The 24,869-nt window shown below is 72.0% G+C and carries 24 protein-coding genes; 8 read left to right on the forward strand and 16 right to left on the reverse strand.

Features of this window, described 5'->3' with window-relative positions; translation table 11 throughout:
- Window positions 1-23: 23 nt before the first annotated feature.
- The 11 genes from ACFY29_RS16280 to ACFY29_RS16330 all read right to left on the reverse strand — a co-directional run bounded on the left by ACFY29_RS16280 (window position 24) and on the right by ACFY29_RS16330 (window position 10,768).
- Window positions 24-1,025: an amidohydrolase family protein gene (locus tag ACFY29_RS16280; protein WP_386986887.1), complete on the reverse strand. Its 1,002-nt coding sequence runs from the start codon at window positions 1,023-1,025 to the stop codon at window positions 24-26.
- Window positions 1,025-1,549 (reverse strand): 3-hydroxyanthranilate 3,4-dioxygenase, encoded by a 525-nt coding sequence (locus ACFY29_RS16285; protein WP_355610056.1) that lies wholly within the window; start codon window positions 1,547-1,549, stop codon window positions 1,025-1,027. Before ACFY29_RS16285 ends, ACFY29_RS16280 begins: the two co-directional genes overlap by 1 nt.
- Window positions 1,546-1,974, reverse strand: a complete 429-nt coding sequence (locus ACFY29_RS16290; RefSeq protein ID WP_386986890.1) for a RidA family protein — start codon at window positions 1,972-1,974, stop codon at window positions 1,546-1,548. The genes ACFY29_RS16285 and ACFY29_RS16290 overlap by 4 nt, the downstream gene beginning before the upstream one ends.
- The gene (locus ACFY29_RS16295) at window positions 1,971-2,744 is read right to left on the reverse strand and encodes a 2-keto-4-pentenoate hydratase (protein ID WP_386986893.1); all 774 of its coding nucleotides are present in this window, start codon (window positions 2,742-2,744) and stop codon (window positions 1,971-1,973) included. The genes ACFY29_RS16290 and ACFY29_RS16295 overlap by 4 nt, the downstream gene beginning before the upstream one ends.
- Window positions 2,745-2,799: 55 nt before the next feature.
- Window positions 2,800-3,873 (reverse strand): 4-hydroxy-2-oxovalerate aldolase, encoded by a 1,074-nt coding sequence (gene dmpG, locus ACFY29_RS16300; protein WP_386986895.1) that lies wholly within the window; start codon window positions 3,871-3,873, stop codon window positions 2,800-2,802.
- Window positions 3,870-4,799: an acetaldehyde dehydrogenase (acetylating) gene (locus tag ACFY29_RS16305; RefSeq protein ID WP_386986898.1), complete on the reverse strand. Its 930-nt coding sequence runs from the start codon at window positions 4,797-4,799 to the stop codon at window positions 3,870-3,872. Before ACFY29_RS16305 ends, dmpG begins: the two co-directional genes overlap by 4 nt.
- 76 nt (window positions 4,800-4,875) lie before the next feature.
- Window positions 4,876-5,673, reverse strand: a complete 798-nt coding sequence (locus ACFY29_RS16310; protein WP_328419533.1) for a fumarylacetoacetate hydrolase family protein — start codon at window positions 5,671-5,673, stop codon at window positions 4,876-4,878.
- A 22-nt stretch (window positions 5,674-5,695) separates the two neighbouring features.
- Window positions 5,696-7,177, reverse strand: coding sequence for a 2-hydroxymuconic semialdehyde dehydrogenase (locus ACFY29_RS16315; protein ID WP_386988426.1), 1,482 nt, complete (start codon window positions 7,175-7,177; stop codon window positions 5,696-5,698).
- A gap of 23 nt (window positions 7,178-7,200) precedes the next feature.
- A complete protein-coding gene (locus tag ACFY29_RS16320; protein ID WP_328419535.1) occupies window positions 7,201-8,538 on the reverse strand; it encodes an NAD(P)/FAD-dependent oxidoreductase in 1,338 nt (445 codons plus the stop codon).
- On the reverse strand, window positions 8,535-9,845 hold the full coding sequence (kynU, locus tag ACFY29_RS16325) for a kynureninase (protein WP_328419537.1): 1,311 nt from the start codon (window positions 9,843-9,845) through the stop codon (window positions 8,535-8,537). The genes ACFY29_RS16320 and kynU overlap by 4 nt, the downstream gene beginning before the upstream one ends.
- Before the next feature lie 20 nt (window positions 9,846-9,865).
- A complete protein-coding gene (locus ACFY29_RS16330; protein ID WP_386988429.1) occupies window positions 9,866-10,768 on the reverse strand; it encodes a tryptophan 2,3-dioxygenase in 903 nt (300 codons plus the stop codon).
- Between the two features lie 146 nt (window positions 10,769-10,914).
- On the opposite strand from ACFY29_RS16330, the gene ACFY29_RS16335 reads away from it, so the two are divergent.
- The 3 genes from ACFY29_RS16335 to ACFY29_RS16345 all read left to right on the forward strand — a co-directional run bounded on the left by ACFY29_RS16335 (window position 10,915) and on the right by ACFY29_RS16345 (window position 12,854).
- Window positions 10,915-11,379 carry an Lrp/AsnC family transcriptional regulator gene (locus tag ACFY29_RS16335; RefSeq protein WP_355610069.1) on the forward strand — a complete coding sequence of 155 codons (465 nt, stop codon included), beginning with the start codon at window positions 10,915-10,917 and terminating at the stop codon, window positions 11,377-11,379.
- A 104-nt stretch (window positions 11,380-11,483) separates the two neighbouring features.
- Window positions 11,484-12,005, forward strand: a complete 522-nt coding sequence (locus tag ACFY29_RS16340; RefSeq protein WP_328419541.1) for a hypothetical protein — start codon at window positions 11,484-11,486, stop codon at window positions 12,003-12,005.
- 12 nt (window positions 12,006-12,017) lie between these two features.
- Window positions 12,018-12,854: a class F sortase gene (locus ACFY29_RS16345; RefSeq protein ID WP_386986905.1), complete on the forward strand. Its 837-nt coding sequence runs from the start codon at window positions 12,018-12,020 to the stop codon at window positions 12,852-12,854.
- A gap of 23 nt (window positions 12,855-12,877) precedes the next feature.
- Here ACFY29_RS16345 and ACFY29_RS16350 read toward each other — a convergent pair whose 3' ends face one another.
- Complete coding sequence (locus tag ACFY29_RS16350; protein ID WP_074313833.1) at window positions 12,878-13,414, reverse strand: HNH endonuclease; 537 nt, start codon at window positions 13,412-13,414, stop codon at window positions 12,878-12,880.
- A 303-nt stretch (window positions 13,415-13,717) separates the two neighbouring features.
- On the opposite strand from ACFY29_RS16350, the gene ACFY29_RS16355 reads away from it, so the two are divergent.
- From ACFY29_RS16355 to ACFY29_RS16365, 3 genes are all read left to right on the forward strand, one after another.
- The gene (locus ACFY29_RS16355; RefSeq protein ID WP_355610148.1) at window positions 13,718-14,740 is read left to right on the forward strand and encodes a mechanosensitive ion channel family protein; all 1,023 of its coding nucleotides are present in this window, start codon (window positions 13,718-13,720) and stop codon (window positions 14,738-14,740) included.
- Window positions 14,741-14,976: 236 nt separating this feature from the next.
- The gene (locus tag ACFY29_RS16360; protein WP_355610107.1) at window positions 14,977-16,350 is read left to right on the forward strand and encodes an MFS transporter; all 1,374 of its coding nucleotides are present in this window, start codon (window positions 14,977-14,979) and stop codon (window positions 16,348-16,350) included.
- Window positions 16,351-16,462: 112 nt separating this feature from the next.
- A complete protein-coding gene (locus tag ACFY29_RS16365) occupies window positions 16,463-16,879 on the forward strand; it encodes a globin (protein ID WP_328419547.1) in 417 nt (138 codons plus the stop codon).
- A 43-nt stretch (window positions 16,880-16,922) separates the two neighbouring features.
- Here the strand turns inward: ACFY29_RS16365 and ACFY29_RS16370 are convergent, their stop codons facing one another.
- From ACFY29_RS16370 to ettA, 4 genes are all read right to left on the reverse strand, one after another.
- Window positions 16,923-17,507 (reverse strand): YbjN domain-containing protein, encoded by a 585-nt coding sequence (locus ACFY29_RS16370; RefSeq protein WP_109817147.1) that lies wholly within the window; start codon window positions 17,505-17,507, stop codon window positions 16,923-16,925.
- A gap of 131 nt (window positions 17,508-17,638) precedes the next feature.
- Entirely contained in the window at window positions 17,639-18,358 is a 720-nt protein-coding gene (locus ACFY29_RS16375; RefSeq protein ID WP_386986911.1) for a hypothetical protein, read from the reverse strand.
- A 10-nt stretch (window positions 18,359-18,368) separates the two neighbouring features.
- A complete protein-coding gene (locus tag ACFY29_RS16380) occupies window positions 18,369-18,815 on the reverse strand; it encodes a thioesterase family protein (protein WP_328419553.1) in 447 nt (148 codons plus the stop codon).
- A 13-nt stretch (window positions 18,816-18,828) separates the two neighbouring features.
- Entirely contained in the window at window positions 18,829-20,505 is a 1,677-nt protein-coding gene (ettA, locus tag ACFY29_RS16385; protein ID WP_328419555.1) for an energy-dependent translational throttle protein EttA, read from the reverse strand.
- Window positions 20,506-20,822: 317 nt separating this feature from the next.
- On the opposite strand from ettA, the gene ACFY29_RS16390 reads away from it, so the two are divergent.
- Both ACFY29_RS16390 and otsB read left to right on the forward strand, forming a co-directional pair.
- Entirely contained in the window at window positions 20,823-22,223 is a 1,401-nt protein-coding gene (locus ACFY29_RS16390) for a trehalose-6-phosphate synthase (RefSeq protein ID WP_328419557.1), read from the forward strand.
- A gap of 41 nt (window positions 22,224-22,264) precedes the next feature.
- Window positions 22,265-24,826 carry a trehalose-phosphatase gene (otsB, locus tag ACFY29_RS16395; RefSeq protein ID WP_328426037.1) on the forward strand — a complete coding sequence of 854 codons (2,562 nt, stop codon included), beginning with the start codon at window positions 22,265-22,267 and terminating at the stop codon, window positions 24,824-24,826.
- Window positions 24,827-24,869: the final 43 nt, after the last annotated feature.

The raw sequence follows: 24,869 nt of genomic DNA on the forward strand, positions 1-24,869 counted from the left end.
CGATCGGAGACGGACCGGAGCGGTCAGCCGTAGAGGAACCGCCGAGCGTTGGCCGAGAGGAGCTTGTCGCGCTGGTCGGGGCTGAGGAAGTCGGCCGCGTGGACCACCGCGCCGACCGGCCGCTCACCCAGGGGGTACGGGTAGTCGCTGCCGACCAGCACCCGGTCCTCCCCCATGGTGTCGACCAGCAGTCGCAGCGCGGGCGGCGCGAAGACCACGGAGTCGACGTGGAACCGGTCGAGGTAGCTGCTGGGCGGGCCGGCGGACGCGCCCCGTACCAGGTCACCACGGCGGCGCCAGGCGTTGTCCGCGCGGCCGAGCCAGAACGGGAAGCTGCCGCCCCCGTGCGCGAAGCAGATCCGCAGTGTCTCCGGCACCCGGTCGAAGACGCCGCCCAGGATCATCGCCAACACCGACAGGTGCGTCTCGGCGGGCATCCCGGTGAGCCAGCGGGCCATCCACCGGTCCAGCCGGGGACCGCCTGGCATGTCCCACGGGTGAACGAAGACCGGCGCACCCACCTCGGCGCAGTGCTGGAGGAAGGTGACCACGCCGGCGTCGTCGAGGTCCCGGTCGCCGACGTGGTTGCCGATCTCCACGCCGACGTGTCCGGCGGCCAGGCAGCGGTCCAACTCGGCGCAGGCGGCGTCCGGGTCCTGCAAGGGCACCTGACAGAACGGCACCAGCCGGTCGCCGCCGGCGGCGGTGACCTCCAGGGTCAGGTCGTTGAAGATCCGGGCGACCCGCACCGCCTGGTCGGCGGGGCGGTCGTAGCTGAAGAAGACCGGGGTGGGCGAGACCACCTGCACGGCCACGCCGTCGGCGTCCATGTCGGCCAGTCGCGTCGGGGCGTCCCAGCACTCGGCGCCGACCGGGCGGAACTCGGTCTCCCCCACCATGATCATCGCGGCCCGCTCGGAGTCGACCCGCAGCCAGGGCCAGCCGGACCCGCCGCACGCGGCGCCGAGGTCCGGCCATCCCTTCGGTACGACGTGCGTGTGCACGTCGACGACACCTGGAGGCATCAGCCCTTGCCCGGGTGCAGGGTCCCGCAGTTGGCGCAGGTACGCGCTGCCTCATCGGCGTAGAACGCCTGGAACACCGGCGGCAGGTCGGCGGCGATGTCCCGGACCTGCAACTCCACCTCGTGCACCCGGTGCCCACACTCCGGGCAGTACCACTGGAACGTCTCCAGGGTGCCCTCCTCGCGGACCCGCTCGACCACGACACCGATCGAGCCGACCTCCGGCCGCTGCGGCGAGTGCGGGGTGTTGCGCGGCAGCATCCACATCTGACCCTCGCGCACGTGCACCGTACGCGGCCCCTCCGGGGTGATCAGGTTGATGTGCATGTTGCCCTTGACCTGGTAGAAGAACTCCTCGTACGGGTCCACGTGGAAGTCGGTGCGTTGGTTGGGCCCGCCCACCACCATCACGATGAAGTCGTCCCCGCCGGGGAACATCTCCTTGTTGCCAACCGGGGGCTTCAGCAGGTGCTGGTTCTCCGCGATCCATCCCGGAAAACTGAACGGCTCGGCAATCTCACTCACGACTGACCTCCCGAGGGAAGAAGGGCAACGGCCTGGATCTCGATGAGCAGGTGCGGGTGCGGCAGCTGGTGCACCGCCACCGTCGTACGGGTCGGCCCGGACGCGTCGAAGAACTCCGCCCACACCTCGTTGTAACCACCGAAGTCATTCATGTTGACCAGGTACGACGTCACCTGGACGAGGTCGGTCAGGTCGGCGCCGACCGAGCGCAGCAGGTCCCGGATGTTCTCGATGACCGCCCGCGTCTGCACCCGGACGTCCAGCTCGGTCGTGCCGAGTTCGTCGACCGACACACCCGCGAAGCTGTTGTCCGGCCGCCGCGACGACGTACCCGAGACGAAGACGAACCCGCCCGCGACCTTGACGTGCGGAAACGCCCCGCGCGGGACGGCCTTCCCCGCCACCACGCTCGCATCGTCGCTCATGCCGACGCCTTCAGCGACGCCGTGCCCAGCTTTTCCACCACGGCACGGACATGAGCCCCCGGACGCAGTGGAACGGCGGCTGTGGCGGCACCAGCGAGAAACACCCACCCGGACTGCAGCCGCACCCCGTGCCGGCCGGCCAGCCGGATGCCCTCGTCCAGCGCCCGGCGCGGGTCGCCGAGGATCGCCGCCGTCGAACCGACCTGAACCACCCGCCCGTCCACCTCCAGCAGCACGCCGAGGTTGTCCAGGCCGGCCGGGACCGGCGACCACGGCCCCACCACGAACGCGGCTGCCGAGGTGTTGTCGGCGATCACGTCCGGCAACGAGAAGCGGAAGTCGGCGTACCGGGAGTCGATCAGCTCGATGGCCGGGGCGACCGCGCGGACCGCGGTGGCGAAGTCGCCGATCGGCTCGCCCGGTTCGGGCAGCCGGTCCAGGAGGAACGCCACCTCCGGCTCGACCCGGGGGTGGATGTACGCGGACGGGTCGACGGCGCCGCCGTCGGGCACCCGCATCGCGTCGGTGAGCCGCCCCCAGATCACCTCGTCCACGCCGACCTGGGCCATCTTCGCCTTGCTGGTCAGGCCCATCTTCACCCCGACCAGCCGCTCGCCACGGTCCAGCCGGCGCTGCACCAACGCCGCCTGCACCCCGTACGCGGTCGGCACGTCCAGCTCCACCTCGGCGGCGAGCTGTCCGATGGCGGTGGCGGTGTCCGCCGCCACGCCCAGCTTCGCCGCGACGCCCGCGGTGTCCACGCCGATCACAGTGCCACCTTCATTCGCGACTGCGGGGCTCGCAAACCCGGCTCACTCCTCACGCTCACGGTGCCACCTTCTGCTCGCGCTGACCCGCCAGGTCCAGCGCCACGTCCACGATCATGTCCTCCTGGCCGCCGACCATCCGGCGCCGGCCCAGCTCGACCAGGATCGACCGGACGTCGACGCCGTACTTCGCCGAGGCCCGCTCGGCGTGCCGCAGGAAACTCGAGTAGACCCCCGCGTACCCCAGGGAGAGCGTCTCCCGATCCACCTGGACCGGCCGGTCCTGCAACGGGCGGACCAGGTCGTCGGCGGCGTCCATCAGCGCGAACACGTCGCAGCCGTGCCGCCAGCCGTGCAGCTCGGCGACCGCGACGAAGACCTCCAGTGGCGCGTTGCCGGCCCCGGCGCCCATCCCGGCCAGCGAGGCGTCCACCCGCACGGTCCGGCCGTGCGGGGCGTCCGGGCCGGCCGGGGCTGACCCGGTGACCCGGCCGTGCTCGACGGCCAGCACGCTGTTGGCGACGCCGAGCGACAGGTTGTGGTGGGCGTGGATGCCGATCTGCGTCTCCGGCGCCAGCACCTGCCGGTACGCGTCGACCCGCTGCGCCACGTCCGACATCAGCAGCCGGCCGCCGGAGTCGGTGACGTAGACGCAGTGCGCCCCGTACGACTCCATCAGCTTGGCCTGCCCGGCGAGCCCCGCCGGGTCGTTCATGTGCGACATCATCAGGAAGCCGGCCACGTCCATGCCGTTCTCCCGGGCCCAGGAGATGTGCTGGGCGGAGATGTCCGCCTCCGTGCAGTGGGTGGCGATCCGGACGCTGGTCACCCCGAGCGCCTTCGCCGCCCTCAGGTCGGCGATGGTGCCGATGCCCGGCAGCAGCAGGGTGGTCAGCTTCGCCGAGGTCAGCACCTCGGCGGCTGCGGAGATCCACTCGGCGTCGCTGACCGCGCCGTGGCCGTAGTTGACGCTGGAACCGGCCAGCCCGTCGCCGTGCGCCACCTCGATCGCGGCCACCCCGGCGGCGTCCAGCGCGGCGGCGATGGTGCGCACCTGCTCGACCGTGTACCGGTGAGCGATGGCGTGCATGCCGTCGCGCAGCGTCACGTCCTGGATGTACAGATCCGTCATCGGGCGATCACCTCGCGCAGAGCGACCAGCCGCTCCGCGGTGCGCAGCGCGGCGGAGGTCATGATGTCCAGGTTCCCGGCGTACGCCGGCAGGTAGTGCCCGGCACCGGAGACCTCCAGGAAGACCGACACCTGCAACGCCGTGAGCTGCCGCCCGAGCGTCGGCAGGTACGCCTCGACCCGGTCGAACTGCACGTCCTGCTTGAGCCGGTAGCCGGGGACGTACTCCTGCACCGTCGCCACCATCTCCGCGACCGAGGCGGCGATGGCGGCGGTGTCGGCGTCGGCGTCCGGGCAGAGGCAGTAGACGGTGTCGCGCATCAGCAGCGGTGGGTCCGCCGGGTTCAGCACGATGATCGCCTTGCCCCGTTCGGCGCCGCCCACCACCTCGATGGCCCGGGCCGTGGTCTCGGTGAACTCGTCGATGTTGGCCCGAGTGCCCGGACCGGCCGAGCGGGACGCGATCGACGCGACGATCTCCCCGTACGCCACCGGGGTGACCCGGCGCACCGCAGCGACGATCGGCACGGTCGCCTGCCCGCCACAGGTCACCATGTTCACGTTCGGCTCGTGCAGGTGCTCGTCCAGGTTGACCGGCGGCACCACGTACGGGCCGAGCGCGGCCGGGGTCAGGTCGACGACGGTGCGGCCGTGCGCGCGCAGCACCTCGTCGTGGCGGCGGTGCGCACCCGCCGAGGTGGCGTCGAAGACCAGCTCGACGTCGGCGAACTCGGGCATCGCGACCAGCCCGTCCACGCCGTCGGCGGTGGTGGCCACGCCGAGCCGGCGGGCCCGGGCCAGGCCGTCGGAGGCCGGGTCGATGCCGGCCATCGCCACCATCCGCAGCTCGCTACTGAGCCGCAACACCTTGATCATCAGGTCGGTGCCGATGTTGCCGGAACCGAGCACCGCCACCCCGACGCTCATGCCGGCACTCCGCTTCGCTCCGTGCCGCCATGAGGCACCACGACCCTGCGCCGATGATTCGCTCGCTGACGCTCGCTCATGAGGATCCCTCCGTCGAGAAGCAGGTCCGCACCGAGCCGAGCCCGGAGATCCGCGCCTCGTACGCGGCGCCCGGGGTGACCGGCACCATCGGGCCGAGCGCCCCGGAGAGCACCACGTCCCCGGCGCGCAGCGGGTCACCGGCGCGGGCCAGCGTTTCGGCCAGCCACTGCAGGGCGTGCAGCGGGTTGCCCAGACAGGCCGCGCCCGCGCCCACCGACACCGGCTCCCCGGCGTGCTCCAGCACCATCCCGCACAGCCGCAGGTCGACGTCGGCGAGCCGGCGCGGCGACGTGCCGAGCACGAAGAGCCCGCTGGAGGCGTTGTCGGCGACGGTGTCCACGATGGAGATGTCCCACGCCGCGATCCGCGAGTCGACGATCTCGATGGCGGGCAGCACATGGTCCACAGCGCGGATCAGGTCGACCGTGGTGAGCTGCGGGTCCGGCAGGGCCTTCGCGAGCACGAACGCGATCTCCGCCTCGACCCGCGGCTGGAGCAGCCGGTCGATGGGCACCTCGACCCCGTCGCCGACCGCCATCGCGTCGGTCAACATGCCGAAGTCCGGCTGGAACACCCCGAAGGTCTCCTGCACCGCCCGCGAGGTCAGCCCGATCTTTGCACCGACCCGGCGCTCGCCGCGGCCCTGCCAGGCCCGCGCCTGGTGCTGCTGCACGCGGTACGCGGACTCGACGTCCCCCTCCGGCAGCAGTCGGCCGCGCAGTGGCGGGCACGGCTTGCCGGTGCTGCGGGCCTCGGCCAGCTCCCGGTTGGCGGCCTCGATGTCAGCTTTCATGCCCGCTCCTCGCTGCGGCGGCTCACGACAGGTCCACGCACACGTTGGTGAGTTCGGAGTAGAAGTTCAGTGAGTGCACGCCACCCTCGCGGCCGATGCCGGACGCCTTCACCCCGCCGAACGGGGTGCGCAGGTCACGCAGGAACCAGGTGTTGACCCAGACGATGCCGGCGTCCAGCCGTGCCCCGGCCCGGTGCGCGCGGCCCACGTCCCGGGTCCACACCGTCGCCGCCAGGCCGTACTCGGTGCCGTTCGCCAGGGCGTACGCCTCGTCCTCGGTGTCGAACGGGGCGACGTGCACCACCGGGCCGAAGATCTCCTCGCGGTTGGTGCGGGTGTCCGGGCCGAGCCCGGTCAGCACCGTCGGCTGCACGTACGACCCGCCGTCGCGGGCGTCACCGAAAGTGGGCGTGCCGCCGCCGGCGAGCACCTCGGCGCCCTCGGCGCGGGCCAGCTCGTAGGCGCCGAGCACCTTCGCCCGGTGCTGGTGGGAGATCAGCGGCATGGTCGCCGTGGCCTCGTCGGCCGGCCAGCCGTACGCCAGTTCGCCGGCCCGCTTCGCCAGCCGGGCGGTGAACTCCTCGAAGACCGGGCGCTGCACGTAGAGGCGTTCGGTGCAGAGGCACACCTGCCCGCCGTTGGTGAAGCTGGAGCGCACCGAGCCGGCCACCGCGGCGTCCAGGTCGGCGTCGGCGAAGACCAGGCCGGCGTTCTTGCCGCCCAACTCGAAGCTCACCGCCTTCACCCCGTCGGCGGCGGCCCGCATGATCGCGCCGCCGGTGGCCGACTCGCCGGTGAAGGTGATCGCGTCCACCCCGGGGTGGCGGGTGAGGAACTCACCGGCCGAATCGGGCCCGAACCCGTGCACCAGGTTGAACACCCCGGCCGGTACGCCGGCGGCGGCCATCACCTCGGCGAGCAGTGTCGCCGAGGCGGGCGTCTCCTCGCTGGGCTTGACCACCACGGCGTTGCCGCACGCCAACGCCGGGGCCACCTTCCAGGTGAGCAGCAGCAGCGGCAGGTTCCACGGCACGATGACCGCGACCACGCCGACCGGCTTGCGGACCGCGTAGTTGAGCGCCCGGCCGCCGGTCGGGGTGACCGTGGTGAACGACTCGGTGGGCGCGGTGGCCACGATCTCCGCGAACGCCCGGAAGTTCGCCGCGCCGCGCGGGATGTCCAACGTGCGGGCCTGGGCGATGGACTTGCCGGTGTCGGCGACCTCGGCGGTGACCAGGTCGTCGAAGCGGCGTTCCAACTCGTCGGCGACTCGGCGCAGCACCTCGGCGCGCTCCCGTTCGCCCATCCGGCCCCACGGCCCGCGCAGCGCTGCCCGGGCGGCGGCCACCGCATCGTCCACCGTGGACTTCGACGCCTCGACCACCTCGAAGACCGGCTCGCCGGTCACCGGGCTGACCTTGGTGAAGGTGGGCCCGCCGTCGACGAACTCGCCGGCGATGAAGTTGCGCAACCGCCCCGGCCCGGCCGGCGCACGGCCGGCCATCAGCCGCGGATCCCAGTTGCCGGTCATGCGCGCCTCCCTCGGCTGAGCGCGGCGCCGATCGCGCCGACCAGCAGCAGCGCGGCGCCGCCGGCGAACGCGCCGAGCACCCGGTGCTGTCGGCGGACCCGGCGGCGAACCTCGGCGTACGGGGTGGTGGAGAAGGACACCAACTCGTACTGGGAAACGTACCGGCCGGGCAGGGCCCGTTCCAGCGCGTGCTCCACCCGGCGGCCGAGCTGGAAGACCGGGGAGGCGACCTTGTCCCGCATCTCCACGAAGTTGGTCAGCGCCATCCTCGCGATGGCCTCGGCGTTCTCCTGCCGCCGCCGCTGGAACAGCGGCAACGCCGCCAACCAGTCGTCGGCGCACTCGTCCAGACAGCGGTCCAGCTCCACCACGTCCTCGAAGGCACAGTTGGCGCCCTGGCCGTAGAACGGCACGATGGCGTGCGCCGCGTCGCCGAGCAGGCCGACCGTCCCGTTGACCTGCCAGGGGGTGCAGCGGACCGTGCCGAGCACGCCCACCGGGTTGTGCTGGTAGTCGTCCACCAGGTTCGCCGCCAGCGGGACCACGTCCGGGTAGTGCTGGACGAAGTGCCGCTCGATGGCCGCCGGGCTGTCCAGCGAGGCGAAGCTCCCGGCACCCTGGTTGGGCCAGAACAGCGTGCAGGTGAAGGAGCGGTCCGGGTTCGGCAGCGCGATCATCATCGAGGTGCCGCGCGGCCAGATGTGCAGCGCGTCCGGGTCCAGCGCGAAGTCCCCGCCCAGCGGCGGGATCGTCAGCTCCTTGTAGCCGTAGTCGAGGAAGTCCACGCTCTCGCGCAGCAGCCCGTGCGCCAGCAACTGGCCACGCACGGCGGAACCGGCGCCGTCGGCGCCCAGCACCACCGACGCCTTGGCACTGACCGGACCCTGCGGGGTGTCGAAGCTCAGGCCGCCGTCGGTCGGGTCGAGCCCGACCAGCCGGTGGTCGAAGACGATCCGTACCCCGGGCAGCGCGGCTGCCGCGTCCAGGAGGGCGTTGTTCAGTGCGCCCCGGCTGATCGAGTTAATCGCCCGGTCGCCGGCCGCGCTGTACGACTGGAACTGCGGCTCCCCGTCGACCGGGTGGATCATCCGGCCGCGCATCGGCAGCGCGTCGGCCATCACCTGCTCGGCAAGGCCGATCCGGCGCAGGGCGTCCAGGCCGCGCTCGGAGAGCGCCAGGTTGATCGAGCGGCCCCGCTCGGCCGTGCCGGCGCGCGGGTCGGGCCGGCGCTCGTAGAGGGCCACCGGGTAACCGCGCCTGGCCAGGAAGCAGGCGGCCAGGCAGCCGGCCAACCCGGCACCGATGATCGCGATCTCGTCACGCCGGGCGGTCATCGGGACACCTGCCCTACCGTCGCGGCGAGCGCGGCGGCGGCTCGCCAACAGTCGTGGTACGTGGAGTAGAGCGGCACCGGGGCGAACCGGACGACGTCCGGTTCGCGGGCGTCGGCGATCACGCCGTGTTCGTGCCGCAGCCGCTTGGTCAGCTCAGCGGCGTTGCCGGCGCCGATCCGCACCGAGAGCTGACAGCCCCGCCGGGCCGGGTCGCGCGGGGTGACCACGCGCAGCGGCCGATCGGCGGTGACCTCGTCGAGCAGCCGCTCCAGCCAGCCGGTGAGCCGCAGGCTGCGCGCGCGCAGCGCCGGCATGCCGACCGCGTCGAACAGCTCCAGGGAGGTACGCACCGGGCCCATCGCGAAGATCGGCGGGTTGGAGATCTGCCACGCCTCCACTGTGGCCGGTGGCCGGGACACCGGCGTCATCTCGAACCGGGTGGCCGCCGCGGTGCTCCACCAGCCCTCGAAGCGGGGCAGGTCGGGGTCGCCGAGATGCCGCTCGTGCACGAAGACGCCGGCCAGCGCGCCCGGCCCGGAGTTCAGGTACTTGTAGGAGCACCAGGCGGCGAAGTCGACGTCCCAGTCGTGCAGGGCCAGCGGCACGTTGCCGACCGCGTGCGCCAGGTCCCAGCCGACCACGGCACCGGCCGCCCGGCCGGCGGCGGTGATCGCCGGGATGTCGAGCAGCTCGCCGGTGAGGTAGTTGACCCCGCCGAGCAGCACCAACGCCACCCGGTCGCCCTCGGCGGCCAGGTAGCCGGTCACGTCCTCGGTGCGCAGGGCATCCTCGCCGGGACGCGGACGCAACCGGACCACGGTGTCGTCCGGGTCCAGGCCATGGAACCGGGCCTGGCTGCGCACCGCGTAGCTGTCCGAGGGGAACGCGGAATCCTCGATGACGATGCGGGTGCGGGCGCCGGCCGGGCGGTAGAAGCTGACCATCAGCAGGTGCAGGTTGACCGTGAGGGAGTTCATCACGACGGTCTCCGCGGGCCGGGCGCCGACCAGTCGGGCGGCCGGCGCCGTCAACAACTCGTGGTACGGCAGCCAGGCGCGCTCCGCCTCCAGGTGCCCCTCGACGCCGAGCCGCTGCCAGGAGTCCAGGTCCGCGAGGAGTTCGTCGCGGGTGGCCCGGGGTTGCAGGCCGAGCGAGTTGCCGGCGAGGTACGCCGACTCGGGGTGGCTGCCGCCGTCCGCTGGCGGGACGTGGAACAGGTGCCGGTGGCCCGGATCGGCCTCGTCGAGGCGGCGGGCCTGCGCTTCGCCAGCGGCGAGGCCCAGAGGCTCGGTTTCAGGGGTGTGCACAGGGGTGTCTCGCTCTCCGGTCACATCGCGGTGCGGGCCGACCACAGCTCCGGGAAGACCACCCGGGCCATGCTGCGCTGCAACCACGCCAGTCCGGCGGAACCGCCGCTGCCGACCTTGGCGCCCATTGTCCGCTGCACCGCCTTGACGTGGTTCCACCGCCAGTCGCCGAACTCCTCGGCGACCCCGCTCAGCGCCTCGCCGAGCAGCCGCAGGTGGTTGTCCGGCCCGGTGTCGGCGTAGATCCGTACCCAGGCCGCCTCGACCGACGGCTGCGGGTCGTGCTCGATCGCCACGTCCCGGTTCAGCAGGTCGGCGGGGAGGTCGAAGCCGCGCCGGGCGAGCAGCGCGAGCACGTCGTCCCAGAGGCTCGGGGCGGCCAGCGCCGCGGTCAGCGCGGCGTGCACCTCGGTCTGCCGGCGGAACGGCCGGATCAGCGCCGGGTCGCGCAGCCCGAGCAGGAATTCCAGGTGCCGGTACATCGCCGACTGGAAGCCGGAGCCCTCGCCGAGCAGGTTGCGGAACCGGTTGAAGTCGGCCGGGGTCATCCAGCGCAGGCCCTGCCAGGCGGCATTGAGGCCTTCCAGGTGCAGCGCGGCGCGGCGCAGCGGGGCCAGCGCGTCCCAGACCCGGTCGTCGCGCAGCAGCCGCTGGGTCTCCCGCAGCTCGTGGCAGGTCAGCCCGAAGTACAGCTCCATGATCTGGCTGACCATCAGGAAGGACATCTCGCCCGGGTCGCTGCTGAGCGGATGCTGCAACTGGTGCAGGGCGCTGGCCTGCACGTACGCGTCGTAGGGCACCAGCTCGGCGAACTCCAACGTCGGCTCGCCGCCGTTGCGTGCGGCGCGGGCGGCCCGCTGCCGTGGGGTCACCGGTCGTACCGTGGCGGCGCGGTTCGGCGCCCGCCGCTCCGTCTGATCCACCATTCGTCTCCCTCCCCCGGACTGGTCGACGTCATGATCTCGCGGTCGGATGGCCTGCGGAATGCCGGATCAACGGTGCTTCCCGCGCTCAGCCGGCAAGCCAAAGGCATCTGGGCGAATCCGGTTCACGAAAGTAAGGTCTGAGCGTGGACGACATGGACTGGGCGCTGCTGCGCGAGTTGCAGGCTGACGCCCGCCTGTCCTTCAGCGAGTTGTCCCGGCGGGTCCACCTCTCGCCACCCGCCGTGGCCGAGCGGGTCCGTCGGCTCGAGGAGGCCGGGGTGATCACCGGCTACCACGCCCAGGTCGACCTGACCCGGGCCGGCCGCACCGTGGTCGCGCTCATCCGGATGTCCTGCTACGGCGCGCGGTGCATCCTGCACGACCCGGCGGTGGCCGGCTGGCCGGAGATCCTGGAGATCCACCGGATCACCGGGGACGCGTGCAGCATGCTCAAGGTGGCGGCCGGCTCGATCGGCGAGTTCGAGGCGGTCATCGACCGGCTCGCCCCGTACGGCCAGCCGTCGAGCACGATGGTCCTGTCCTCCCCGCTGGGCTGGCAGCCGATCACGCCGCTCCCCTCCGGCGGCACCACGCCCCGCCGCCGCTGACCGACCCCACCCTGCCCGCCTGCGGGTTTGCCCCCCGGCCAGCGGGAAAACAGCGCGTGTGCCCAGGGGAGGGTTCCGGCGGTTGTCGCCGGTAGGGGGAAATCATGCAGGGTCTTCGCACGATCAACCGCGCACTCTCGGCCGCCCTGACACTGATGGGGCTGGTCGGGGCATTCGTCCTGTTGTCGGTCTCACCGGCGAGTGCCGGTGAGAACACCTTCGTCGAGGTGACGCCCAGCAGCGTCCAGGCCGGAGGCCGGGTCCAGGTCCGGGCGAGCTGCGACAACGACAACAATCGCCAGGCCACCGTGCAGTCCGACGCGTTCGGGCAACTGATGCTCAGACCGGACAGGGGTTTCCTGACCGGGTCGGTCACCATCCCGGGCGACAAGCAGCCCGGCGAGTACCCGGTCGACCTGCGCTGCGACAACGGTCAGACGGCCACGACCACTCTGACCGTGCTGAACATGGCCTCGCCCAGCAAGGGGCCGGCGACCGGGGGCGGCGGCACCGCTGGCGGCCGGGGCACCGGATCGCTGCTGGTGCTCGGCGGCGTGGCGCTGGTGGCCACCGCCGTCGCGCTCGGCATGGCCGGCGGCCGGCGGCGTACCGGGGCGGGCTCCTGAGCAGGACACGCCATGACCCGATCCTCCGCGCGTGCGCGGCCGGACCGCGGTGCCCGGGGCCGGTCCGGGGCGGCGCTGCGCGCCTCCGGCCGGCTGGTCGCCCGGGCCTCCGGCCGGCTACGCAGGGTCGCCGGGCAGGCCGTGTCGGCCAGCGTCGCCACCACCGATCCGGCCGCCCGCCCGTTGCCGCCGAGCCGCCCGGCCGGCTCGCCGCTGCTCCGACGTCGGTTCACTACCAACCCGGGAGTGCCGGTACTGGCCGTCGCCGCGCTGATGGTGCTGATCGTGGCGATGCTCGGCATCGAGCAGGTGACCGGGGTCAGCCTGTTGCCGGACCGGATCACCGCCGGCCTGCGGCCTCCGCCGAAGAAGTTCCCGGTGCTGCCGGCCAGCCGCCCGGTGGGTCTCGCCATCCACACGCTGGACCTGCAGGCTCCGGTGCACGGCGTGGGCATCGCACCGGACGGCACCATCGCCGTTCCGGACGCGGCCCGCGCCCAGGAGGCCGGCTGGTACGACCAGGGACCCACGCCCGGGCAGTACGGCCCGGCGGTGATCGTCGGACACGTGGACACCACCAGCGGACCGGCCGTCTTCCACAAGCTGCGGGACCTGCGTTCCGGCGATCAGATCGAGGTCACCCGCTCCGACCGGAGCGTGGCGGTCTTCGAGGTGGACTCGGTGGAGCGGTTCGACAAGGCGCAACTGCCGGTGGACGAGGTGTACGGCGACTTCAGCCGCCCGAGCCTGCGGCTGATCACCTGCGGCGGCCGATGGGTCGGGGGCGAGACCGGCTACGCGGACAACGTGGTGGTCTTCGCGTCGCTGGTGAAGGCTCGTTCTGCGTGACGTTGGGGTCTGCGGGACCAGGATCAGGCGGCCGCTTCGGGCTCACGCAGGTCGAGCCAGTCGGCCCAGCGCGGATCGGGGGCGCGGTGCCCGAGCACCCGCCAGGCGGTGCCCTTCGGTGCGGCCGGCAGCGCGTGCAGCCGCCAGCCCAGCTCGGCCGGGGTCTTGTCACCCTTGGTGTGGTTGCACCGGGCGCACGCGGCGACCACGTTCTCCCAGGCGTGCCGGCCACCCCGGCTGCGCGGAAAGACGTGGTCGATGGTCTCGGCCGGGCCTCGGCAGTAGGCGCACCGCCACCCGTCCCGGGCGAAGATCGCCCGCCGGGACAGCCCGACGTGGGTGCGGTAGGGCACCCGGACGAAGCGGGTCAACCGGACCACCGACGGCACCGGGAGGGCGTCCCGGGCGCTGTGCAGGATGCCGTCACCGTCGGCGACGCAGACAGCCTTTGCGGAGAGGACGAGGATGGCGGCTCGGCGCACCGACACGACACACAGCGGCTCGTAGGTGGCGTTGAGGACCAGCGCGCCGGAGCCCACCGTGGGTCGTATGTCAGGCATCGCGCTCACCCTCCCGGTTCAGCGGCTGCTGCGGTACCGCCGCCGACCGGGGCCGGGCACGACGGCCCACACGGTCGACGCCGGTCCGATCACCGACGTCCGTTGCGCCAATAGTCCCTGATCGGACCCCGGATTGCACGTACTAATCCGGGGTCCGACATGAAGCTCTTTCCCGCACCTGTCACGATGGCCGGTTCGCCCCAGTCCGACCCCGCCCTCGGCGGCAGGTCACCCGGCCGGTGGGTCGGCGACGGGCTCGCCGGCTCGTTGCGGTACGAAGACAGGGTGAGTGCCGCCAGCCTGATGCCCCTTGCCCTGTCCACCGCCGCCCCGCCGGACTGTCAGGGAAGTACCTCCTGCGAATGGCTGTACGACCTGACCAAGTCGGCCTGGTTCGCCGAGGGCAGCTACTGGATCCTGCTCAAGCCACTGCGGGTGCTGGTGATCGTGGCGGTGGCGATGATCGCCCGCTGGGCGGTGCACCGGACGATCAACCGGCTGGTCCGGACCACCACCGACGGTGCGGTGCCGACGATGCTGCGGCCGCTGCGCGAACGGGTGCCCACCGCTGCGGTCGACCCGACGGAGTTCGTGCCGGAGCGACGTCGGCAGAGGGCCGAGGCGATCGGCTCGGTGCTGCGCAGCCTCACCACCGCGTTCGTCTTCGGCATCGCGCTGCTGATGATCCTGCGCGAGTTCAGTTTCGACCTGGCCCCGCTGCTCGCCAGCGCCGGGATCGCCGGCGTCGCGCTGGGCTTCGGCGCGCAGAGCCTGGTCAAGGACCTGATAGCCGGTCTGTTCATGCTGATCGAGGACCAGTACGGCGTCGGCGACAACGTCGACCTCGGCGAGGCGACCGGTGTGGTGGAGTCGGTCGGGCTACGTGTCACCACCGTGCGCGACGGGCGGGGCGTGCTCTGGTACATCCGCAACGGCGAGGTCGTCCGGGTGGGCAACAAGAGCCAGGGCTGGGCGCTGGTCGTGGTGGACCTGCCGATCGGCTTCAGCGGCACCGAGGAGGCCACGGCCGTGCTGCGGACCGCGGCAGCCTCGATGGCGGTGGACCCGGAGCTGTCGCCGGAGATCGTGGAGGCGCCGGAGGTGCTGGGCGTCGAGCAGATGACGGTGGAGGGGGCGGTGATCCGGACGGTGGTCAAGACGACTGCCGACGGGCAGTTCGCGGTGGGCCGGGAGTTGCGCCGGCGGCTGGCGGAGGCACTGGAGAACTCGGGGATCACCGCCCAGATCGCCGCCTCCCGCAGCTATCCCGGCGTCCCGATCCGGCCGCTGGCCGACGGCGAGACAGGTCAGGGCGGCCCGACCTGACCCGGACGACGCTGTCCGGCCATCGAGGGGTCGCGAGCCGCCCGGCCCCTCAGGTATCGTCCGTTCGTTCAGTCGGGGATGCGACGAACGAACCGTTCGCCCTAGCTAGTTGTCAGACGATCGGGCAGAATCCGGAGCACGCGTTCCCGCCGGAGCGTGATCCACATCCTCGCTGATCCGTAGATCTGACGAGTGTTTCCGGCCCCGGCTGTCACGAGCGGCCGTCCCGGGAGCCGATGGAGGCGACGGTGCCCGACGAGCGACCTTCCGCGGAAGGCCCGGCGACATTCCGCGAGGTGTTCGCCCAACGCGAGTTCCGGGCCGTCTTCGCGGCCGGCGCGCTCTCCTGGGTCGGCGACTATGTCGCGAAGGCCGCGGTCACCCTGCTCGTCTACCAGCAGACCAAGTCCGTCGCACTCTCCGCCGCCGCGTTCGCCGTCAGCTACCTGCCCTGGCTGCTCGGCGGCCCCGTGCTCGCCGCACTGGCCGAGCGGTACCCGTACCGACGGGTGATGGTGGCGTGTGACGTGATCCGGACGGCGCTGATGCTGCTCATCGCCCTCCCGGACCTGCCTGTCCAGGCCGTCCTGGTGCTCATCTTCGCCGCCACGCTGGCCAACCCGCCGAGCCAGGCGGCGAAATCCGCGCTGATGCCGCAGATCCTGGCCGGGGACCGGCTGGTGGTCGGGTTGTCGCTGAACAGCAGCGTGGGGCAGGCCGCCCAGGTCGTCGGCTACCTGCTCGGCGCCGCCGTGGCCGCGATCGACCCGGCCCTCGCGCTGCTGATCAACGCGGTCACCTTCGCCGTCTCGGCGCTGCTGGTCCGTCTCGGCGTCCGCGACCGGGCCCCGATGATGACCACCGCGCAGCGCAGCCACCTGCTCCGGGAGACCGGCCAGGGGTTCCAGATCGTCTTCGGCACCCCGGTGCTGCGGGCCATCGCGGTGTTGGTGTTCAGCGCGATGCTCTTCTCGATCGTCCCCGAGGGGTTGGCCGCCGGCTGGGCCAACCGGGACGACAACGGCGACCTGGACGCCGGCCTGGCTCAGGCGGTGATCATGATGGCCAACCCGCTCGGGTTCATCCTCGGCGGGCTGCTGGTGAGCCGACTGTTCGGCCCGGCCCGTCGGTTGGCCCTGATGCGACCGCTGGCGGTGTTCGCCCCGCTGGCGCTGGTGCCGGCACTGTTCGACCCACCGCCGATCGTGGTGGCGCTGCTCGCGGCTCTCTGCGGGTTCGCGGTCGCCGGCATGCTGCCGATGGCCAACGGGCTGTTCGTCCAGGCGCTGCCCGGCGAGTTCCGGGCCCGCGCCTTCGGTGTGATGGCCACCGGCGTGCAGGTCATCCAGGGCATGGCGGTGCTCGTCACCGGCCTGCTCGCCGAGCGGTTCTCCATTCCGCTGGTGGTCGGCGTGTGGAGCGCGGCCGGCGTGGTGCTGATGGTGGTGGCGTCGCTGCGCTGGCCGGACCAGCAGACGGTGGACGGCGCCATCGCGACGGCCTCCGCGGCCAACGCCGGGTCGCCGGCCAACCCGACGCCCGGCGGCACCCCGGCAGGGCCCCCCGAGCCGCGAGCCGGTGACGACCGCCGTCGGCACGCGGTCAGCTGACCTGGTCCGCCGATCCGACACGAGCGGCCCTGACACGAACGCGGGCCCGGCGTGACCCGACGCACGGCGTCCGGGTCGGGCCGGCACTGAACACGCCTGGCAGGATGGAACGGTGACTCCCGCAGGTGACTCCGACCGTCCTGGTGCGTCGACGACCCTCTTCGAGGCGGTCGGCGGCGAGCCCACCTTCCGCAAGCTGGTGGACGAGTTCTACGCCGGCGTCGCCACCGATCCCCTGCTGCGGCCGATGTACCCGGACGACCTGGCCCCGGCGGCGGACCGGATGACGCTGTTCCTGATGCAGTACTGGGGCGGGCCGAACACGTACTCCGCCCAGCGGGGGCACCCGCGGCTGCGGATGCGGCACGCCCCGTTCCGGATCGGCGTGGCCGAGCGGGACGCCTGGCTGCGGCACATGCGCCGCGCCGTGGACCGGCTCGACCTGGAGCCGGAGGTCGCCAGCACACTCTGGGACTACCTGGAGCGGGCGGCGCACTTCATGATCAACGCCACGGAGGACCCGGCCTGACCGCGCCTGACGGCCCGGCCCGGGCACCCGGCTCGCGGCTAGGTCAGAGCAGCGCGCCCTCGTCGTGCAGCCAGTCCACGAAGCTGGTGGCCACCGCGGCGCCGCAGTCGAGCATCTCGACCAGCAGCGCATCGTGGGTGCCGGCGCCGAGCGGCACCTGAAGCTCGGCGTAGATCGGTAGCTGCCCGCGCTCGGTCGGGTCGCCGATGTACGCCTTGCAGAACCGACGCGTGTGGTTCCACTCGTTGACCACCCGGTACGCCCGGTCGGCCCAGTCCGGCGGCACTGTGGCGTGCGGACGTGCCCGCATCACCAGGATCTCGTCCTCAGGCCCCTCCAGGGTGACCAGCACGGCGTGCCGCTCCCACATGGCCAGCAGGTTGCCGTCACCGTCGGCCAGATATCGCACGTCGAGCAGGTCGAGTGCGTCACAGACCCGGCGCAGGCTCACCGGCTCGATGGTGGCCGGCATCTCGGTCAGCACGGGCCGCTCGTTGGACGGGCAGTCGTCCCCCGGCTGGCGAGGGTTGGGCGGTCCGACCCGGACCGCGCTCTCCACTGTGATCCCGCTTCGGGTTTCCGGATCGCCGCCGTCGGCGGGACCGGGGCGCCATGACCACCACGGCATCGCTCGCGCACCTCACTCCCCAGCGGATCCAGTCGCCTACGGTGCGTTGGATCCGAGGATGGACGGTACCCGGACAGCCGGGTTGAAGCACCCCCCCAACGACCGCCCCAGACTAGAAGAATGAGTAGGGGTCATCCGTTCGGACGAGTAGCCAGGGGCGTCACGGCGAGATCGGTGGCCTTCTGCAACCAGGCCGCTCCGTATGGTCCCACCAGGCCAACCCAACGGCCGGCCACCCGCACCTGGACGGCAGCCTCGGCAGGGGCACCGGCCGGGCCGTCAACCGGCCCGAGGAAGCCCATCCGGACCAGCCCCTGAACCAGTCGCTGCGGCACCTCCACCGGCGGGCCGGGCGGACCGTCCGGACTGACCAGCACGGCCACGTGGTCGAGCAACGCATCGCGCAGCATCCGCTGACCCACCGCGCGGCCGGCCACGCCGTGCTCGCTCGCCGTACGCAGGGTGCCCGCCGCCGCGTCCGCGATCCGCCGCAGCTCGGCGGCGGGCAGCGCCTCCACCGGCCGGCTGCGGACCGGCGGCAGCGGCCACCGCCACTGCGCGTCCCGACGCGCCGGCAACGCCGCGCCGCCGCGCTCCAGCTCCGCCAGCAGCTCCGCGGCGGCCACCGTGACGTCCTCGGGGGTGCCGTCGGCCGGGCCGCCCGCGACCGTCCGGACCACCAGCACCTGCCACGGCAGCCGGGCCCAGAGGGCGACCCGACCGGCGGCGCCGGCCGGCCGCAGCCGAACCGGCGCGCCCGGATCCAGCCGGACCAGCCGGGCCAGGAAGGCGCCCGCGTCGGCCACCCCGGTGACGCCGTGTCCGGCCGCCGTCGCCGTCACCCCGTCCACCCCGGCCGAGTCACGCCGCGCCGCCCTGCGGAGCGTAGGTGAGCAGGAAATCCCGCTCCTCCGCGGTGATCCGCCGGGGCACCTGGCGGGTCAGGTCGAACGGCACCAGCACCGAGCGGGCCCGACTGGCCAGCACCTCGCCGTCGTACAACTCGTAGGCGACGGTGAACCGGGAGGCCCGGATCTCCTCCACCCACAGCTCGATCCGGACGGTGGGCGCGGCCTCTGCGGTGGCCCGGCCCAGCGCGTAGTCGACCGGGCGCAGGTAGTCCACCTCGTGCCGGCGGATCACCACCCCGTCGGCGAACGAGCCGACCCCCCAGGCCCGGCCGCCAGCGAACATCAACGCCACCCGCGCCTCCTCGTACAGGGTGAGGAAGCGCGAGTTGTTGACGTGGCCGTACGCGTCCAGGTCGGACCAGCGCAGTGTGCAGTGGTAGACGAACCGGTCAGACACCTTGTCGGCCCGGTCAGTCGCGGGTCAGCTTGCGGTAGGTCACCCGGTGTGGCCGGGCGGCCTCCGCGCCGAGGCGGTCGATCTTGTTCTTCTCGTACGCCTCGAAGTTGCCCTCGAACCAGAACCACTTGGCCGGGTCCTGGTCGTCGCCCTCCCAGGCCAGGATGTGCGTGGACACCCGGTCCAGGAACATCCGGTCGTGCGAGATGACCACGGCGCAGCCGGGGAACTCCAGCAGCGCGTTCTCCAGGCTGGAGAGGGTCTCCACGTCCAGGTCGTTGGTCGGCTCGTCGAGCAGGATGACGTTGCCGCCGATCTTCAGCGTCAGCGCCAGGTTGAGCCGGTTGCGCTCGCCGCCGGAGAGCACCTTGGTCGGCTTCTGCTGGTCCGGCCCCTTGAAGCCGAACGCGGCGATGTACGCCCGGGACGGCATCTCGACCTTGCCCACCATCAGGTAGTCCAGGCCGTCGGAAACAACCTCCCAGACGGTCTTGTCGCCGTCGAGGCCCTGGCGGTTCTGGTCGACGTACGACAGGGAGACGGTTTCGCCGACCCGGACCGAGCCGTCGGTCGGCTGCTCCAGCCCGACGATGGTCTTGAACAGCGTGGTCTTGCCGACGCCGTTGGGGCCGATGATGCCGACGATGCCGTTACGCGGCAGCGAGAACGACAGGTTGTCGATCAACAGCCGGTCGCCGAAGCCCTTGCTCAGGCTCTGCGCCTCGATCACCGTGCTGCCCAGGCGCGGGCCCGGCGGGATCTGGATCTCCTCGAAGTCCAGCTTGCGGGTCTTCTCCGCCTCGGTGGCCATCTCGTCGTACCGGTCCAGGCGGGCCTTGGACTTGGTCTGCCGGGCCTTGGCGTTGGAGCGGACCCACTCCAGCTCCTCGGTGAGGCGCTTCTTCATCTTGGCGTCGCGGCGGCCCTCGACGGCCAGCCGGGCGGCCTTCTTCTCCAGGTAGGTGGAGTAGTTGCCCTCGTAGCCGATCGCCCGGCCGCGGTCCAGCTCCAGGATCCAGCCGGCCACCTTGTCCAGGAAGTACCGGTCGTGCGTGATCGCCATGACGGTGCCGGCGTACTTGGCCAGGTGCTGCTCCAGCCAGGAGACGCTCTCCGCGTCGAGGTGGTTCGTCGGCTCGTCGAGCAGCAGAAGGTCGGGCGCCTCCAGCAGCAGCTTGCAGAGCGCGACCCGGCGGCGCTCACCACCGGAGAGCTGGGTCACGTCGGCGTCCGGCGGCGGGCAGCGCAGCGCGTCCATGGCCAGTTCGAGCTTGGAGTCGATGTCCCACGCGTCGGCGTGGTCCAGCTCCTCCTGGAGCTTGCCCATCTCCTCCATCAGCTCGTCGGAGTAGTCGGTGGCCATCTGCTCGGCGATCTTGTTGAACCGCTCCAGCTTGGCCTTGGTCTCGGCGACCGCCTCCTCGACGTTGCCGAGGACGGTCTTGGCGTCGTTGAGCGGGGGCTCCTGGGCGAGCATGCCGACGGTGTAGCCGGGCATAAGCCGGGCCTCGCCGTTGCTCGGCCTGTCCAGCCCTGCCATGATCTTGAGGAGGCTGGACTTACCGGCGCCGTTCGGGCCGACCACACCGATCTTGGCCCCCGGCAGGAAGCTCAGCGTCACATTGTCGAGCACGACCTTGTCGCCGTGCGCCTTGCGCGCCTTTTCCAGGACGTAGATGTACTGGGCCACGGTGCGGGCTACCTCCGTCGGTTGCTGTCGCATGATGGGCGGCGCGGCGCGGGCTGCGACCTCCGCCCGCGGCACCGGCCGGGGGCCGGCCGCGCGCACGCCATCGTCAATCCTGACAGGTTCGGCCCGCTTCGCCCACATCACCCCGCCCCAGGAGTACGTCGTGCCGTCGGAGGACCCATGTTGTTGACAAGATCACCATCCAGATTCAGCCCCTGCGGGGCGGGTAGGGAACTCAGGCACGGGGCACCAGACGCCGCAGCTACGCTCAGTACGCTCATCGCGGTGGACCCGTCAGTACCCGGAGGTGGCCGATCGTGACCGTCCGTAGCTCCTTTGTCGTAGTGGCGAACCGCCTGCCGGTCGACGAGGTGAGCACCCCCGAAGGGCGGCAGTGGCGACGCAGCCCCGGCGGGCTGGTCACCGCGCTGCATCCCGTGCTCGCCGAACACCAGGGGACCTGGGTCGGCTGGGCCGGCGGGACCGGCGCCGCCCCCGAGCCGTTCGACCTTGAGGGGATCCGACTGCACCCGGTGCCGCTGAGCGCCGAGGAGCTGGAGCGGTACTACGAGGGCCAGTCCAACGCGACGATCTGGCCGCTCTATCACGATGCGGTGGAGACGCCGGCCTACAAGCGTCGCTGGCGGGAGGCGTACCGCCTGGTCAACGCGCGGTTCGCGGAGGCCGCCGCGGACGTGGCGGCCGAGGGCGCGACGGTCTGGGTGCAGGACTACCAGCTCCAGTTGGTCCCGGCGATGCTCCGGGAGCTGCGGCCGGACCTGCGGATCGGCTTCTTCCTGCACATCCCGTTCCCGCCGATCGAGCTGTTCATGCAGATGCCGTTCCGTACCGAGATCCTGCGCGGCCTGCTCGGCGCCGACCTGGTCGGCTTCCAGCAGCGGCTGGCCGCGCAGAACTTCGTCCGGCTGGCCCGGCACCTGCTCGGGCTGCGCTACGAGGGGCAGATGATCCAGGTCGACGGGCGGCAGGTGAAGGCGGGCGCCTTCCCCATCTCGATCGACACCCAGGAGATGGAGCGGATGGCCGCCGACCCGGCGATCCAGGCCCGGGCGAAGCAGATCCGCGCCGAACTGGGCGATCCGAAGACGATAATCCTGGGCGTGGACCGGCTGGATTACACCAAGGGCATCGAATTGCGCCTCAAGGCCTTCCGCGAGCTACTGGCTGACGGAAAGTTGACAGTTCCGGACGCGGTTATGGTGCAGGTGGCCACGCCAAGCCGGGAGCGCGTCGAGCACTACCAGGCACTTCGGGTCAAGGTGGAGCGCGAAGTTGGTCGGATTAATGGGGAATTCGGCAGGGTCGGCGTGCCTGCGGTGCACTATCTGCATCAGTCGTACAGTCGCAGTGAACTGGCCGCGATGTACGTCGCTGCCGACGTGATGATGGTGACCCCGCTGCGAGACGGAATGAATCTGGTGGCCAAGGAGTACGTCGCATCGCGCGCCGACCAGGGTGGCGCGCTCGTGCTCAGTGAATTCGCCGGCGCCGCCACCGAGCTGCGCCAGGCCTTTTTGTGTAACCCGCACGACCCGGACGCGGTCAAGGACGCCCTGCTCCGGGCCGTGCACGTGGAGAAAACCGAGGCGCGCCGCCGGATGCGGACAATGCAACGTCACCTGCGCACCCACGACGTGGGGCACTGGGCCAAGTCTTTCCTCTCCGAGCTTGGAGTCTCCGAGGCGGAGGCCGCGTGAACACGTCCGTCAACGACGGAGCGGCGATCGCCACCGGGGTGATGGACCCCGAGCTGCGCTCCGCCATCGGCCGGATCGCCCGGGTCCCCCAGCTCCTGATCGCCTGCGACTACGACGGCACACTGGCGCCGATCGTGGAGGATCCGAGCACGGCCGTACCGCTGCCCGAGTCGGTGGCCGCGGTCCGCGCGCTCGCCGCGCTGCCGCAGACCACCGTGGCGGTGGTCTCCGGCCGGGCGCTGCGCGACCTGGCCGCGCTCTCCCGACTGCCCAGCGAGGTGCACCTCGTCGGCAGCCACGGCTCCGAGTTCGACATCGGCTTCGTCGAGCGGCTCTCCCCCGAGCTGGTCGCGGTGCGCACCCGGGTGCGGGACGCGCTGCGCGAGATCGCCGCCGAACACCCCGGCATCCGGTTGGAACGCAAGCCGGCCAGCGTCGCGGTGCACACCCGTGGGGTCGACCCGCAGATCGCCGCCGCGGCCATCGAGGCGGTCCGCAACGGCCCGGCCACCTGGGACGGCGTCACGGTCACCCAGGGCAAGGAGGTTTTCGAACTCTCCGTGGTGGCCACCCACAAGGGCACTGCGGTCGACCAGCTGCGGACCCAGCTCTCGGCCAGCGCGGTGCTCTTCATCGGCGACGACGTGACCGACGAGAACGCGTTCGGCAACCTGCACGGGCCGGACCTCGGCATCAAGATCGGCCCAGGGGACACCCAGGCCGACTACCGGGTGGCCGATCCGCTCGAGGCGGCCCGCGCACTCGGGCTGCTGCTGGAGACCCGGCGGCACTGGCTCTTCGGTGAGCGGGCGGTGCCGATCGAGCGGCACTCGATGCTGTCCAACGGCCGCACCGTCGCGCTGCTCACCCCCGAGGCCAAGGTCAGCTGGCTCTGCCACCCCAAGCCGGATTCGGCGGCGATCTTCGCCGACCTGGTCGGCGGCAGCCCGGCCGGTCACTTCAGCGTCGCACCGGAACGCGGGGGCATCCCGCTGGGCCAGCGCTACCGCTCCGGCACGATGACCGTGGAGACCCGGTGGTCCGGCCTCACCGTCACCGACTGGCTGGACAAGCCGGCCCGGGAGACCACCCCGGACGGCCCGGCGGTGGTCACCGGCGACTCGACCCTGATCCGGGTGCTCACCGGCAGTGGCCGGGCCCGGCTGGAGTTCGCGCCACGACCCGAGTTCGGTCAGGTCGCCGTGCAGATGCAGCCGCTCGGCGACGGCCTGCTGGTGCTCGGCTCCAACGAGCCGGTCGCGCTCTACTCCCCCGGCGTGGAGTGGCAGGTCAGCAACGACGGCGGCTACCAGACCGCCAAGGCGGTCGTCGACCTCTCCGCCGCCGGCGGGCAGGTCCTGCTGGAGCTGCGCTTCGGCACGCACAGCCTGGAGCACCACCGGGTGCCGATCCACGACCGGCAGGCCGCGGCCGAGCAGCCGTGGAAGGACTGGGTCGCCTCGCTGAAGCTGCCGTCCACCTCCCGCGACCTGGTCACCCGCAGCGCGCTCACCCTGCGCGGGCTCTGCCACGAGGCCACCGGCTCGATCCTGGCCGCGGCCACCACCTCGCTCCCCGAGGAGCTGGGCGGCGTCCGCAACTGGGACTACCGCTACTGCTGGCTCCGCGACGCCGCACTGACCGCCCGCGCGCTGGTCGACCTGGGTTCCCTCGAAGAGGCCGAGGGCTTTCTGCGCTGGGTGGACGGCTGCATCGAGCGCACAGGCGGGCACCCGGAGCGGCTGCACCCGCTCTACACCATCGACGGCTACGAGCTGGGCGCCGAGGCGGTCATCGACACCCTGCCCGGGTACGCCGGCTCCCGGCCGGTCCGGGTCGGCAACCTCGCCAACCACCAGCTCCAGCTGGACGTCTTCGGCCCGATCGCCGACCTGATCGCGGCCGTCGCCGACGCCCGCGGCTCGGTCCGCGACGACGAGTGGCGGGTACTGGACAACATGGTCGAGGCGGTTCGCCGCCGTTGGCACGAGCCCGACCACGGCATCTGGGAGGCCCGGCTGCCACCCCGGCACCACATCTTCTCCAAGGTGATGTGCTGGATGACCGTCGACCGGGCCCTGCACGTGATGCGCCAGCACGGCGGCGAGGACCGCCCCCAGTGGGTGGAGCTGCGCGACCGGATCGGCGCCAACGTGCTGGAGCACGGCTGGCACGAGGAGGTCGAGGCGTACAGCGTCGCGTACGGCGACGAGGACATGGACGCCTCGTCGCTCTGGATCGGGCTCTCGGGCCTGCTTCCGGGCGATGACCCGCGCTTCCTGTCCACCGTGCTCCGGATCGAGGCGGACCTGCGCAGCGGCCCGGTCGTCTACCGCTACCACTGGGACGACGGCCTGCCCGGCCGCGAGGGCGGCTTCCACATCTGCACGGCGTGGCTGATCGAGGCGTACCTGCGCACCGGCCGCCGCACCGACGCCGAGGAGCTGTTCGCGCAGATGGTGCTCACCGCCGGCCCGACCGGCCTGCTCCCCGAACAGTACGACCCGCTCGCCGAGCGCGGGCTGGGCAACCACCCGCAGGCGTACAGCCACCTCGGTCTGATCCGCTGTGCCCTGCTGCTGGACAACATGCTCAAGCAGTGATCTGACACCCGCAGCGGGCCGGAGACGTCGTCTCCGGCCCGCT

It is taken from the genome of Micromonospora sp. NPDC000668 (assembly GCF_042897975.1).
Taxonomy (GTDB): Bacteria; Actinomycetota; Actinomycetes; order Mycobacteriales; family Micromonosporaceae; genus Micromonospora.